The following is a 13130-nucleotide window of genomic DNA, read 5'->3' on the forward strand; positions in this document are numbered from 1 at the left end:
ATACCGTATTCTGTTGTAACTGAGGAGAATATGTTGCAGGAGGCAGTATGAATAATGAAAATACGTATGGCTACGTATATATACTGGTATCAGATAAAACACCGTATATTAAAATTGGTGGCACGGATTATTTGCCAGAGAAGCGGTGTAAGGAGATTAATACCCAGCCACCCTATTGTTTATATGCCCCATGGCGGGTAGCAGACTACCGTAGCGTACCTGACTGGCATAATGTCGAAACCTGGCTGCACTATCTTTTTCGCGATTCTCGCGTGCGGACTATTGCAAATCAGAAAGAGCTATTTAATGTCACGCCTGAACTGGCTGCCCATCATCTTGCCAGCCTTGATCAACAACCGTTGACGACTAAACCTAAAATCGACCGACTTTTTCATCACCAGGGGTTGAGAGATTACCTGGTAAAACTATTCGCTATCGCCGGTTGTGAAAAATGGCGACATAAAGAAGGGGTTTGGGTGTTTAGTCTGTTCCCAGGGGCGCATAGCGGATGGTCCCGGTATTTTACGCTTAGTATCCATAGCCACGAAGTCGCTTATTCAACGCGGTCCCGCGATTGTCAAATTCATATGTTATTAGCAGATGAGCTTATCATGGACTATCCCGATATTGTTCGGTGGGTGACGGACCATAAAGGAGGGTTTGAAAAACCAATTTATAAAACAGCTTTATCACACGCGCAGCAAATCTGGTTTGAGGGTGAGTTTGAAGAGTGTCTTCAGTTACTCTCGTTCCCTGAAGTCCAGCTGGCCGTTGCTACCTACTGGGACCGCGCATTAACAAAATACGATTATAGTCTTCAGGCGAAGTATCATAACCGGATGGCAGTTGAGGAGATCTTCAAACAGTTACAAGTACAACGGCAGCGAGAATCGAGCGCAATGTAAACGCCCCCAACCTGTTGCGCCATGGACGGTATTCTCTTTGCCCTGTTGAACACAAACGCGCTTTTTGGCAAAGCTAAGTCAATTAAATACTTTGTTATTTAACGTGTTATCTCACATCTTCGGTGGGAATGAGGCAACACGGCAAGGTATCGGAAGTGACGGAAAAGAAGACGGCTGTCTATGTGGATGACCAACAGCGCATCCTGATCCGCCAGCTGGCGCGCGGCTGGCTGTGGCGCAGCGAGCTGCCGACCTGGCTGCTGATTGTGACGGTTTACGGCGGCTGGTTTGCCTGCGTGGCGGGCTGGCGGACGCTGGGACTGTTTCCGGCCACGCTGCTGTTGATCTGGTTTACCGCCTGGTATATGTCCTTACAGCATGAGCTGATCCATGGGCATCCCACCCGGCTGGCATGGTTTAACCAGCTGTTGGGGACGCTGCCGCTGGCGGTCTGGTATCCCTATGGCGTCTACCGCGACAGCCACCTGGCGCACCATCGCAACCATCTGCTGACGCACCCTGAGGATGACCCCGAATCGTACTACGTAACGGCGGAAAGCTGGCAGCGCTTCTCAGCCTGGCAGCGCCGCCTTATCCACTTGCGCAACACCTTCTGGGGGCGTCTGCTGCTGGCGCCGATGATGGATATTATTCACACCCTGAACAGCGCGCTGCGGGCTTTCCGGGAGGGCGACCGCCGCGCTATCGCCATGTGGAGTCTGCATCTGTTGCTGCTGACGGGTCTGCTGACCTGGATGGCGGCGCAGGGTTTTTCTCCGCTGTGGTTTGTGCTGGCGGTGAGCTACCCGGCGCTGGCCCTGACCAAAGTACGCTCTTTTCTCGAACACCGCGCCGCGGATGACCCGCTGGCCCGCTCGGTGATCAACGAGGCCGGGCTCCCCTGGCGGGCGCTGTTCCTCAATCTCAACTACCATGCGGTGCATCATGATCTGCCAGGGGTCCCCTGGTACGCTTTACGTCAACTGTATCTGCATCGCCAGGCGGCGTATCTGCAGCGTAATCAGGGGTTCCTGGTGCGCGGGTACGGCGAGTGGCGACGCCATTTTAGCCGCCGGGCGGTGGCGGTGAACGCCCATCCGGGCTTTGGCGAGCAGGCGCAGGCGGGAGGAGAACATGGCTGAACGCATGACCTTTCCGATGTATGCCATCCACCGTCAACAGACCCAGGCCCTGTGGCAGGCGGTGCAGTCGCTGTTGGCCGAACGCGGCGTGATGGTGGCGGGGGACCCTCCGGCGGCTGACCCCGGGGATCTGCTGGCTCACTGGCGCCAGCCGACGCTGTTGCTGAGCCAGACCTGTGGCTACCCGCTGGTGACCCAATTGCCGGAGGTGCAGACGGTGGGCTGCTTCCACTACGCTGCGCCCGGTTGCGAAGGGCGCCGCTATCGCAGCCTGCTGGTGGTCCGCGAAGCGGATAGCCACCGGATGCTGGGGGACTTTTTGGGCCGTCGGGCGGTGTGCAATGCCGAGCACTCGCAGTCCGGCTACAACGTACTGCGTAAAATGGTCGCGCCGCTCTCCCGGGAGGGGCGTTTTTTTTCAGCGGTGATGTTCAGCGGCAGCCATCGGCAGTCGCTGCGCGAGCTGCAGCAGGAAAACGCCGATATCGCCGCCATCGACTGCGTGACCTACGCTCTGCTGCAGCGCTATCAGCCGCAGGCTCTGGCAGGCCTGGTGGCGATCGGCTGGAGCCCGGCCGCGCCAGGGCTGCCGCTGATCACCGCCGGCGCCACCCCGGCGGCAACGCTGAATAGCCTGCGCGAGGCGCTCCAGCAGCTGGTAAGCGATGATAGCTATCGTTCCCTGTGCGACGCCTTGCTGATCTGCGGCTATAGCGATATGTCGCGGGAGGCCTATGCGCCGCTGCTGGCGTGGCGGGATGAAGCCGCGGCGCTGGGGGGCAGCCAGCTATAGGCGAAATGCCCGGGCCAGCGATCTGCGCCGGGGCGGGCTATAGCGGCTGGTCCCACGGCTGGGCGCTGAGATCCATTCGCAGATAGGAAGAGAGCAGGTCGACAGCCAGCTGGTCGCTCATCAGCTGCTCGTTAAGCTGCTGGCGCAGCCGCGGGATCATCTCTTCACGATAGGCCGGGTCGTTGTTTTATGGATTTGTGATCGGCAACACAAATGACTCTCCAATGGCCGTCGTAAAAGATAAATTACCAGGGTTGATTTTAATCAAAGTATGACCAACTGCGCTATGGCGGAAAAAAGATCGCTGCCTATCGCGACCCAAAAGAAAAATTGTGAATTTAATGTTTCTTTGGTGTAAATAATGACCGTGCATTTTCCCCAACCGCCGGGGATAAAATGTGATGCCCGACCGGCTTGTCGTTAAATAATGGCGTTTATTACGTCTGCTTTTTATTCTTTACAGCATTAATTTAATTTTCGGCTTTCTTCTCACCCTGATAGCGCGGGTCGAATAACGTACAAAAGACGTATTTTTTATCGCCATTTCGCCGTCGATGTTATCGCCATCAATTATTTTTATCCCCGCATTCGGCCACGGCAAAAGGCGCGCAAATAGCGTCCATGATGCTTTTAATATATTGATTTTACTTTACTTATTCTGGCTCGTTGATCCTGCTTATCCGCCGCGGCGGAGCCTTTGTGAGAGCTCTCACATAACCCGGCAATTGCGATTTGTTACACTTTCCGCCGTCAACAAAGGAATGAAAGTGAGACGCGATGAATACTTTTTCTCTGCCTAAAACACAGCATCTGGTAGTTTTCCAGGAAGTGATCCGCAGCGGGTCAATCGGGGCCGGAGCAAAAGCGTTAGGACTCACTCAGCCGGCGGTCAGTAAAATTATTGGCGACATGGAGAGTTATTTTGGCAGTGAATTAATCGTCCGGCGAAATACCGGCGTCTCGCTCACCGAGGCCGGGCAGGTATTTCTCAACTGGTCAGAAGCGATCACCCGTGAAATGAAAAATATGGTCAATGAAATGAATGCTCTGACCAACAGCGCGGTGGTGGATGTCTCCTTTGGTTTCCCTTCGCTGGTCGGGTTTACCTTTATGTCGGAGATGGTGCATCAGTTTAAAATGACTTTCCCGAAGGCGCGGGTCTCGATGTATGAGGCGCAGCTCTCCGCCTTTTTGCCGGCAATCCGCGACGGGCGCCTCGACTTCGCCATCGGGACGCTGAGCGATGAGATGAAACTGCAGGACCTGCACGTCGAGCCGCTGTTTGAGTCTGAGTTTGTGCTGGTGGCGAACCGGGCGCGGATCGGCAACGGCACCGTCCGCCTGGCCTCGCTCCAGCACGAGCAGTGGGTGCTGCCGGAGACCAATATGGGCTACTACAGCGAACTGCTGACCACCCTGCAGCGCAGCGGTATCCGCCGTGAAAATATCGTTAATACCGATTCGGTGGTGACGATCTATAACCTGGTGCTCAATGCCGATTTTCTGACGGTGATCCCCTGCGACATGACCACGCCGTTTGGCTCGAGCCAGTTTGTCACCATCCCCATTAAAGAGGCCTTGCCGGTGGCGCGCTATGCGGCGGTATGGTCGAAAAATTACCGGTTAAAAACCGCCGCGGCGTCGCTGGTGGAGATGGCGAAACACTATTCCTCGGGGCAGGGCAACCGCCACTGGCAGCCATTACAAATTATTGCGTAACTGAAAGTCGTTAAATAATCCAACACACGTCCTCGCTGTTATCAGCAGGATGACGCCCGGTCATTGACTTTATATTCAGATACAGAGGCCATAATGCATATTACCTACGATCTTCCGGTATCTATTGACGATATTCTCGAAGCGAAACAACGCCTCGCGGGAAAAATATATAAAACAGGCATGCCCCGTTCGAATTATTTTAGCGAGCGCTGCCAGGGCGAAATATTTCTTAAATTCGAAAATATGCAGCGCACGGGTTCATTTAAAATTCGCGGCGCCTTTAATAAACTGTGCGGTTTAACCGCGGCGGAAAAACGCAAAGGGGTGGTGGCCTGCTCAGCGGGCAACCACGCCCAGGGCGTCTCGCTCTCCTGCGCCATGCTCGGCATTGACGGGAAAGTGGTGATGCCGAAAGGGGCGCCGAAATCGAAAGTTGCCGCCACCTGTGATTATTCGGCGGAAGTGGTGCTACATGGCGATAACTTTAACGATACCCTCGCCAAAGCCAGCGATATTGTTGAACTTGAGGGCCGCATTTTTATTCCCCCCTATGACGACCCGCAGGTTATCGCCGGGCAGGGGACGATTGGACTCGAAATATTAGAAGATCTGTATGACGTGGATAATGTCATCGTGCCCATTGGCGGCGGCGGCTTAATTGCCGGTATCGCGATTGCGATTAAATCCATTAACCCGACAATCCGCATTATCGGCGTGCAGTCGGAGAATGTTCACGGCATGGCCGCCTCCTGGTATGCCGGGGAAATCACCAGCCATCGCCACGCCGGCACCTTAGCCGATGGTTGCGACGTCGCCCGCCCGGGGAAACTGACCTATGAAATCGCCCGCCAGCTGGTGGATGACATCGTCCTGGTGAGTGAGGACGACATTCGCCAGAGCATGGTCGCCTTAATTCAGCGCAATAAAGTGATCACCGAAGGGGCCGGGGCGTTAGCCTGCGCCGCGTTATTAAGCGGCAAACTCGACAGCTATATCCAGAACCGCAAAACGGTCAGCCTGATTTCCGGGGGCAATATCGATCTCTCCCGGGTATCGCAAATTACCGGTTTTGTTGACGCTTAATTCAATACATAAGTGAGGACAGGATATGAGTACGACTGAGAGCATTGCATCCAGCCAGACAAGCCTTTCGTCCTGGCGTAAATCTGACACCACCTGGACCCTGGGCCTGTTTGGCACCGCTATCGGCGCCGGGGTGCTGTTTTTCCCGATCCGCGCAGGCTTCGGCGGGCTGATCCCGATCCTGGTGATGCTGGTGCTGGCCTATCCCATCGCCTTTTATTGCCATCGGGCCCTGGCCCGGCTATGCCTGTCGGGGGCTAACCCCTCCGGCAATATCACCGAAACGGTGGAAGAGCATTTTGGCAAAACCGGCGGGGTGGTGATCACCTTTCTGTACTTCTTCGCCATCTGCCCACTGCTGTGGATTTATGGCGTCACGATCACCAATACCTTTATGACTTTCTGGGAGAACCAGCTGCAGATGCCGGCTCTCAACCGCGGGGTGGTGGCGCTGCTCCTGCTGCTGCTGATGGCGTTTGTCATCTGGTTTGGTAAAGACCTGATGGTCAAGGTGATGAGCTATCTGGTGTGGCCGTTTATCGCCAGCCTGGTGGTGATCTCCCTGTCCCTGATCCCCTACTGGAATAGCGCGGTGATTGACCAGGTCAACCTCAGCGATATCGCCTTAACCGGTCACGACGGCATTCTGGTGACGGTATGGCTGGGCATCTCCATCATGGTGTTCTCCTTCAACTTCTCGCCGATCGTCTCCTCGTTTGTGGTCTCCAAACGCGAAGAGTATGAAGCGCAGTTTGGCCGCGAGTATACCGAACGCAAATGCTCACAGATCATCTCCCGGGCCAGCATGCTGATGGTGGCGGTGGTGATGTTCTTCGCCTTCAGCTGCCTGTTTACCCTCTCACCGCAGAACATGGCGGACGCCAAGGCGCAGAATATCCCGGTGCTCTCCTATCTGGCGAACCACTTTGCCTCGATGTCGGGCACCAAATCCACCTTTGCCACCCTGCTGGAGTATGGCGCGTCGATCATCGCCCTGGTGGCCATCTTCAAATCGTTTTTCGGCCACTATCTCGGCACGCTCGAGGGGCTGAACGGTCTGATCCTGCGCTTCGGCTATAAAGGGGATAAAACCCGGGTCTCCAGCGGCAAGCTCAATACCCTGAGCATGGTGTTCATCATGGGATCGACCTGGGTGGTGGCGTATGCCAACCCCAATATCCTCGACCTGATTGAGGCCATGGGCGCGCCGATTATCGCCTCGCTGCTGTGCCTGCTGCCGATGTACGCCATTCGTAAAGCGCCTTCGCTGGCCAAATACCGTGGCCGTCTCGACAACCTCTTTGTGACCGCTATCGGTCTGCTGACCATCCTCAACATTGCTTACAAACTGTTCTAATCCGGCTCAGGCCACGCGGAGTACAACATGACTGAATTTCCGGTAGTACTGGTGATTAACTGCGGCTCGTCGTCGATCAAATTTTCCGTCCTCGACGTCGCCAGCTGCGACTGCCTGCTCAACGGCGTGGCCGAGGGCATCAACGCGGAACGGGCGTCTCTCTCGCTCAACGGCGGCGAGCCGGTGGCGCTGGCGCAGCGCGGCTACGAAGGCGCCCTGCAGGCGATTGCCGGAGCATTAGCCCAACGCGACCTCATCGACAGCGTGGCCCTGATTGGCCACCGCGTCGCCCACGGCGGCGACCTGTTCACCGAGTCGGTCATTATTAGCGAGGAGGTTATCAATAACATTCGCCAGGTATCGTCCCTGGCCCCGCTGCATAACTACGCCAGTCTCAGCGGCATCGCCTCGGCGCAGCGGCTGTTCCCGGAGGTGATGCAGGTGGCGGTCTTTGATACCAGCTTTCACCAGACCCTGGCCCCGGAAGCTTTTCTCTATGGTCTGCCGTGGGAGTATTACCAGAATCTCGGGGTACGCCGCTACGGTTTCCACGGCACCTCGCACCGCTATGTGTCCCAGCGCGCCCTGGCGCTGCTCGGGTTGCCGGAGCAGGAGAGCGGCCTGGTGATCGCCCACCTGGGCAATGGCGCCTCGATCTGCGCGGTGCGTAACGGCCGCAGCGTGGACACCTCGATGGGGATGACGCCGCTGGAGGGGCTGATGATGGGCACCCGCAGCGGTGATGTCGACTTCGGCGCCATGGCGTGGATTGCCGGGGAAACCCGGCAGACCCTCAGCGACCTGGAGCGGGTAGCCAACACCGCCTCCGGCCTGCTGGGGATCTCCGGTCTTTCCTCCGACCTGCGGGTGCTGGAGCAGGCGTGGCATGAGGGCCATGCACGCGCCCGCCTGGCGATTAAAACCTTTGTCCATCGTATCGCCCGCCATATTGCCGGCCACGCCGCGGCGCTGCAGCGTCTCGACGGCATTATTTTCACCGGCGGGATTGGCGAGAACTCGGTGCTGATCCGTCGGCTGGTGAGCGAGCGGCTGGCGGTCTTTGGCCTTGCGATGGACGCCGCCCGCAATCAGCAGCCCAATTCGGCCGGCGAGCGCCTGATCTCCGCCGACGGCAGCCGGGTGCGCTGCGCGGTTATTCCTACCAATGAAGAGCGCATGATTGCCCTCGATGCGATCCGCTTAGGCCGGATCCACACCGCGGCGGCGCTGGCCTGACTTTTTATTCTGTAGAGAGACGATGTTCATGAAAGTAGATATCGATACCCAGGATGTACGATACGCTGACGCCTGGCTGGGCTTTCGCGGTACGGCGTGGCAAACGCAGATCGACGTTCGCGACTTTATTCAGCATAACTACACCCCTTACGAGGGCGATGAGTCTTTCCTCGCCGACGCGACGCCAGCGACCACCGCCCTCTGGGAGCAGGTGATGGCCGGGATCCGCGTCGAGAACGCCACCCATGCGCCGGTGGATTTCGACACCAATGTCGCCACCTCCATCACCGCCCACGCGGCGGGCTATATCAACCAGCCGCTGGAAAAGATCGTCGGCCTGCAAACGGACCAGCCGCTGAAGCGCGCCCTGCATCCTTTTGGCGGCATCAAGATGATCAAAAGCGCCTTCGAGGCCTATGGTCGCGAAATGGATCCTGACTTTGAGTATCAGTTTACGGCGCTGCGTAAGACCCACAATCAGGGCGTTTTTGACGTCTATTCCCCGGATATGCTGCGCTGCCGCAAATCCGGGGTGCTGACCGGGCTACCGGACGGCTATGGCCGCGGACGGATCATCGGCGATTACCGCCGCGTGGCGCTGTACGGCATTCGCTACCTGGTCCGCGAACGTGAGCTGCAGTTTGCCGACCTGCAGCCGGCCCTTGAGCGCGGCGAGGCGCTGGAGGCCACCCTGCGCCTGCGCGAGGAGCTGGCCGAACAGCGGCGCGCGCTGCTGCAGATGCAGGAGATGGCGGCCCGCTACGGCTGCGATATCTCTCACCCGGCGCGCACTGCCCGGGAGGCGGTGCAGTGGCTCTACTTCGCCTACCTGGCGGCGGTGAAGTCGCAGAACGGCGGCGCCATGTCGCTGGGGCGCACGGCCACCTTCCTCGACATCTATATCGAACGCGATCTGCGCGCCGGTTTATTAAATGAGGAGCAGGCCCAGGAGCTCATTGATCACTTCATCATGAAGATCCGCATGGTGCGTTTCCTGCGCACCCCGGAATTTGATTCGCTGTTCTCCGGGGATCCCATCTGGGCGACGGAGGTGCTGGGCGGCATGGGGCTGGATGGTCGCACCCTGGTCAGCAAAACCACCTTCCGCTATCTGCATACTCTGCATACCATGGGCCCGGCGCCGGAGCCGAACCTGACCGTGCTCTGGTCGCAAGCGCTGCCAGTGGCGTTTAAAAAATATGCCGCCCGGGTCTCTATCGCCACCTCGTCGCTGCAGTATGAGAACGACGATCTGATGCGCAGCGATTTTCACAGCGACGACTACGCCATCGCCTGCTGCGTCAGCCCGATGGTGATCGGCAAGCAGATGCAGTTCTTCGGCGCCCGCGCCAATCTCGCCAAAACGCTGCTCTACGCGATTAACGGCGGGGTGGATGAGAAACTGAAGATTCAGGTGGGGCCGAAAACCGCACCGTTGCGCGATGAGGTGCTGGACTACGGCACCGTGATGGCCAGCCTCGACCACTTTATGGACTGGCTGGCGGTGCAGTACATCAGCGCGCTGAACATCATCCATTGCATGCATGATAAGTACAGCTACGAGGCGGCGCTGATGGCCCTGCACGACCGCGACGTCTACCGCACGATGGCCTGCGGCATCGCCGGCCTGTCGGTGGCGGCGGATTCGTTGTCGGCGATAAAGTACGCCCGGGTGAAGCCGGTGCGCGATCACCACGGGCTGGCGGTGGACTTTGTCATTGAAGGCGACTATCCGCAGTACGGCAACAACGACGATCGGGTCGATGCCATCGCCTGCGACCTGGTGGAGCGCTTTATGCGCAAAATTCAGGCGCTCCCCACCTGGCGTCAGGCGGTGCCGACCCAGTCGATCCTGACCATCACCTCCAACGTGGTATACGGCCAGAAAACCGGCAACACCCCGGACGGACGTCGGGCGGGGACGCCGTTCGCTCCGGGGGCCAATCCGATGCATGGCCGCGACCGGAAAGGGGCGGTGGCGTCGCTGACCTCGGTGGCGAAACTGCCGTTTACCTACGCCAAAGATGGCATCTCGTATACCTTCTCCATCGTGCCGGCGGCGCTCGGCAAAGCCCCGTCAGCGCAGGAAAACAACCTGGTGGGCCTGCTGGACGGCTACTTCCACCACGAGGAGACGGTGGAGGGGGACAGCATCTCAACGTCAATGTGCTGAACCGGGAAAAGCTGCTCGATGCGATAGAACACCCGGAGCAGTATCCGAATCTGACGATCCGCGTCTCCGGCTATGCGGTCCGCTTTAACGCGCTGACCCGCGAACAGCAGCAGGATGTGATCTCCCGAACGTTCACCAGTCAACTCTGAGCGGCCACCGGGTCACAGGAGAGCCTTTAACGGGCTCTCCTGTTATCATCTTCACATTACCGCAACAAAATAATCACTACTGTTGATCATATTCGCATTTTTGCACCACGCCGGCGCGCAGCGACCGCTAACTGCATCTATGTTTAGCTCACGGGCCGGTACGGATACCGCGTTGTCCGGCTCGCCACGTGATGGCAACCGATCTCCTGACCTGAAAGGGAATGCGCCCTTGCCGGATGCGGCACGGGTTGCCGTCGCGTGCGTACCGACCGGGGCGACTGTTCTCCGGTGTTCCACTCCTTCCTGGCGGGATTTTTGCTTCTTCCACCCTGGCCGTCCTGGCGCTGCGCCAGCGTCGGCACCACACGGTAAGTGATATTTTCTGCGTCATTCCATGACGCCAGGCTTTACATCGCTGAGGAATATCCGAATGTCTTTGAAACTGAAAACAATGACGCTTCATGTTGTGATAGCAGGTTGTATGAGCATGGCCTTTTACGCCCAGGCAGACGTGAAGATCGGCGTCGCCGGGCCCTTTACCGGCCCCAACGCCACCTACGGCGCCCAGTACTGGAAGGGGGCCTCGCAGGCGGTGGCCGATATCAATGCCGCCGGCGGCATCAAAGGCGAAAAGATTGTGCTGGTGCAGGGGGATGACGCGTGCGAACCGAAGCAGGCGGTGGCGGTGGCCAACCGGCTGGTGGATGAAGCGAAAGTCTCCGCCGTGGTGGGGCACTTTTGCTCTTCCTCAACGATGCCGGCCTCCGAGGTATATGACGAAGCCGGGATCCTGACCATTACCCCCGGCTCGACCAACCCGCAGATCACCGAGCGCGGCATCAAAGATCTCTTCCGCATGTGTGGTCGTGACGATCAGCAGGGGGCGATCGCCGCCAACTATATGCTGGACGTGCTGAAGGCGAAGAAAATCGCCGTCATCCACGATAAAGACACCTATGGTCAGGGGCTGGCCGATGCCACCCGCGCGGCGCTGGCGAAGCGGGGTACGAAAGAAGTGTTGTACGAAGGCCTTTCCCGCGGTGAAAAAGACTTTAACGCCCTGGTGACCAAGATCGGCGCCCTCAAGCCGGACGTGGTCTACTTTGGCGGCTGCCATCCTGAAGCGGGCCCGCTGGTGCGCCAGATGCGCGAGCAGGGGGGGCAGGCCAAATTCTTCTCCGGCGACTGTATCGTCACCGAGGAGCTGGTCACGGCCGCCGGCGGGCCGCAGTTCACTAACGGCGTGCTGATGACCTTTGGTCAGGATCCGCGCACCCTCCCCGACGGCAAAGCGGTGATCGAGAAGTTCCGCGCCAGCGGCTTTGAGCCGGAAGGTTATACCCTCTACGCCTACGCCTCCATTCAGGCTATCGCCGCGGCCTGGAACGCCGTCGGTACCGATAACGCCAAAGCCAGCGACTGGCTGAAGAGCCACGACGTCGAGACGGTGATGGGCAAGAAAGCCTGGGATGGCAAAGGCGACCTCAAGGTGTCCGACTACGTGGTCTATCAGTGGGACGACAAGGGCAAATATCACCAGCTCTGATCGGCCACGACCTGAGGACGCTCTGTCCTTTTGACTTGCGAATTGTCACATGACGGCGGTTGACCGGGAACGGAACCCGGCGGCCGTCTGCCTGGCGGCTGGAGGGGCTATGACGGCGTTTTTTCTGCAACAACTGATCAATGGGCTGACGCTGGGCGCAGTGTACGGCTTAATCGCCATCGGCTACACCATGGTGTATGGGATCATCGGCATGATCAACTTCGCCCACGGCGAGGTGTATATGGTCTCCGCCTACCTGTGCGCCATCGGTCTGGCGCTGCTCTCTTTCTTCGGGATCCACTCCTTTCCGCTGCTGATTTTCGCCACTCTGGTGTTCACCATCGTGGTCACCGGCGTATACGGCTGGGCGATCGAGCGCATCGCCTACCGGCCGCTGCGCAACTCGACGCGGCTGGCGCCGCTGATCTCGGCTATCGGGATGTCGCTGATCCTGCAGAACTATGTCCAGCTGAGCCAGGGGCCGAACCAGCAGGGGATCCCGACGCTGCTTAGCGGCGCTCTGCGCATGACGGTGGGCGACGGGGTGGTGCAGATCACCTGGACCAAGGTGTTTATTCTCGTCGCGGCGCTGGTGGGGATGCTGATCCTGACCTGGATTATTCAGTATACCCGGCTGGGGCGCATCTGCCGCGCCACCCAGCAGGACCGGCGCATGGCGGCGATCCTTGGCATCAATACCGACCGGGTGATCTCCCTGGTGTTTGTCATCGGCGCGGCGATGGCCGGTCTGGCCGGCGTGCTGGTGACCATGAACTACGGCACCTTCGACTTCTATATCGGATTTATTATCGGCATCAAAGCCTTCACCGCCGCGGTGCTGGGCGGGATCGGCTCGCTGCCTGGCGCGATGCTGGGTGGTCTGCTGCTTGGGGTGGCCGAAGCCCAGTTCGCCGGGCTGGTGAATTCGGATTACAAAGATGTCTTTTCCTTTGCGCTGCTGGTGGCGATCCTGATTTTTCGCCCGCAGGGGCTGTTGGGACGTCCGCTGGTGGCCAAGGTCTAAGGA

General features: G+C 58.5%; 12 protein-coding genes and 1 pseudogene. 10 read left to right on the forward strand and 3 right to left on the reverse strand.

Going from position 1 to position 13130, the window contains the following annotated elements; all coding sequences use genetic code 11:
* The first annotated feature begins 47 nt into the window (after nt 1-47).
* From LPQ25_RS09985 to LPQ25_RS09995, 3 genes are all read left to right on the forward strand, one after another.
* A complete protein-coding gene (locus LPQ25_RS09985) occupies nt 48-905 on the forward strand; it encodes a GIY-YIG nuclease family protein (RefSeq protein WP_015874932.1) in 858 nt (285 codons plus the stop codon).
* Nucleotides 906-1060: 155 nt separating this feature from the next.
* Nucleotides 1061-2047: a fatty acid desaturase gene (locus LPQ25_RS09990; protein WP_004211065.1), complete on the forward strand. Its 987-nt coding sequence runs from the start codon at nt 1061-1063 to the stop codon at nt 2045-2047.
* The gene (locus LPQ25_RS09995; RefSeq protein ID WP_041168952.1) at nt 2040-2840 is read left to right on the forward strand and encodes a phosphate/phosphite/phosphonate ABC transporter substrate-binding protein; all 801 of its coding nucleotides are present in this window, start codon (nt 2040-2042) and stop codon (nt 2838-2840) included. The genes LPQ25_RS09990 and LPQ25_RS09995 overlap by 8 nt, the downstream gene beginning before the upstream one ends.
* A gap of 37 nt (nt 2841-2877) precedes the next feature.
* Here LPQ25_RS09995 and LPQ25_RS10000 read toward each other — a convergent pair whose 3' ends face one another.
* Nucleotides 2878-3000 carry a nitrilotriacetate monooxygenase gene (locus LPQ25_RS10000; protein ID WP_004145488.1) on the reverse strand — a complete coding sequence of 41 codons (123 nt, stop codon included), beginning with the start codon at nt 2998-3000 and terminating at the stop codon, nt 2878-2880.
* Between the two features lie 297 nt (nt 3001-3297).
* Entirely contained in the window at nt 3298-3441 is a 144-nt protein-coding gene (locus LPQ25_RS10005) for a hypothetical protein (protein ID WP_004148810.1), read from the reverse strand.
* A gap of 176 nt (nt 3442-3617) precedes the next feature.
* Between LPQ25_RS10005 and tdcA the strand changes: the two genes are divergently transcribed.
* The 5 genes and pseudogenes from tdcA to pflB all read left to right on the forward strand — a co-directional run bounded on the left by tdcA (nt 3618) and on the right by pflB (nt 10557).
* A complete protein-coding gene (gene tdcA, locus LPQ25_RS10010; protein WP_002910764.1) occupies nt 3618-4559 on the forward strand; it encodes a transcriptional regulator TdcA in 942 nt (313 codons plus the stop codon).
* A 93-nt stretch (nt 4560-4652) separates the two neighbouring features.
* The gene (tdcB, locus tag LPQ25_RS10015) at nt 4653-5642 is read left to right on the forward strand and encodes a bifunctional threonine ammonia-lyase/L-serine ammonia-lyase TdcB (protein ID WP_002910762.1); all 990 of its coding nucleotides are present in this window, start codon (nt 4653-4655) and stop codon (nt 5640-5642) included.
* 25 nt (nt 5643-5667) lie between these two features.
* The gene (gene tdcC / locus LPQ25_RS10020) at nt 5668-6999 is read left to right on the forward strand and encodes a threonine/serine transporter TdcC (protein ID WP_004145486.1); all 1332 of its coding nucleotides are present in this window, start codon (nt 5668-5670) and stop codon (nt 6997-6999) included.
* A 27-nt stretch (nt 7000-7026) separates the two neighbouring features.
* Nucleotides 7027-8235, forward strand: coding sequence for a propionate kinase (gene tdcD / locus LPQ25_RS10025; RefSeq protein ID WP_014907352.1), 1209 nt, complete (start codon nt 7027-7029; stop codon nt 8233-8235).
* A 28-nt stretch (nt 8236-8263) separates the two neighbouring features.
* Nucleotides 8264-10557, forward strand: a pseudogene (pflB, locus tag LPQ25_RS10030) (formate C-acetyltransferase).
* 51 nt (nt 10558-10608) lie between these two features.
* Here pflB and LPQ25_RS10035 read toward each other — a convergent pair.
* The gene (locus LPQ25_RS10035; protein ID WP_014907354.1) at nt 10609-10755 is read right to left on the reverse strand and encodes a hypothetical protein; all 147 of its coding nucleotides are present in this window, start codon (nt 10753-10755) and stop codon (nt 10609-10611) included.
* Nucleotides 10756-11044: 289 nt separating this feature from the next.
* Between LPQ25_RS10035 and LPQ25_RS10040 the strand changes: the two genes are divergently transcribed.
* On the forward strand, nt 11045-12103 hold the full coding sequence (locus LPQ25_RS10040) for a branched-chain amino acid ABC transporter substrate-binding protein (RefSeq protein ID WP_161508574.1): 1059 nt from the start codon (nt 11045-11047) through the stop codon (nt 12101-12103).
* Between the two features lie 109 nt (nt 12104-12212).
* Complete coding sequence (locus LPQ25_RS10045) at nt 12213-13127, forward strand: ABC transporter permease subunit (RefSeq protein WP_004175489.1); 915 nt, start codon at nt 12213-12215, stop codon at nt 13125-13127.
* The last annotated feature ends 3 nt before the right edge of the window (nt 13128-13130 follow it).

It is taken from the genome of Klebsiella sp. KPN54798, from assembly GCF_021184225.1.
Taxonomy (GTDB): Bacteria; Pseudomonadota; Gammaproteobacteria; order Enterobacterales; family Enterobacteriaceae; genus Klebsiella; species Klebsiella pneumoniae.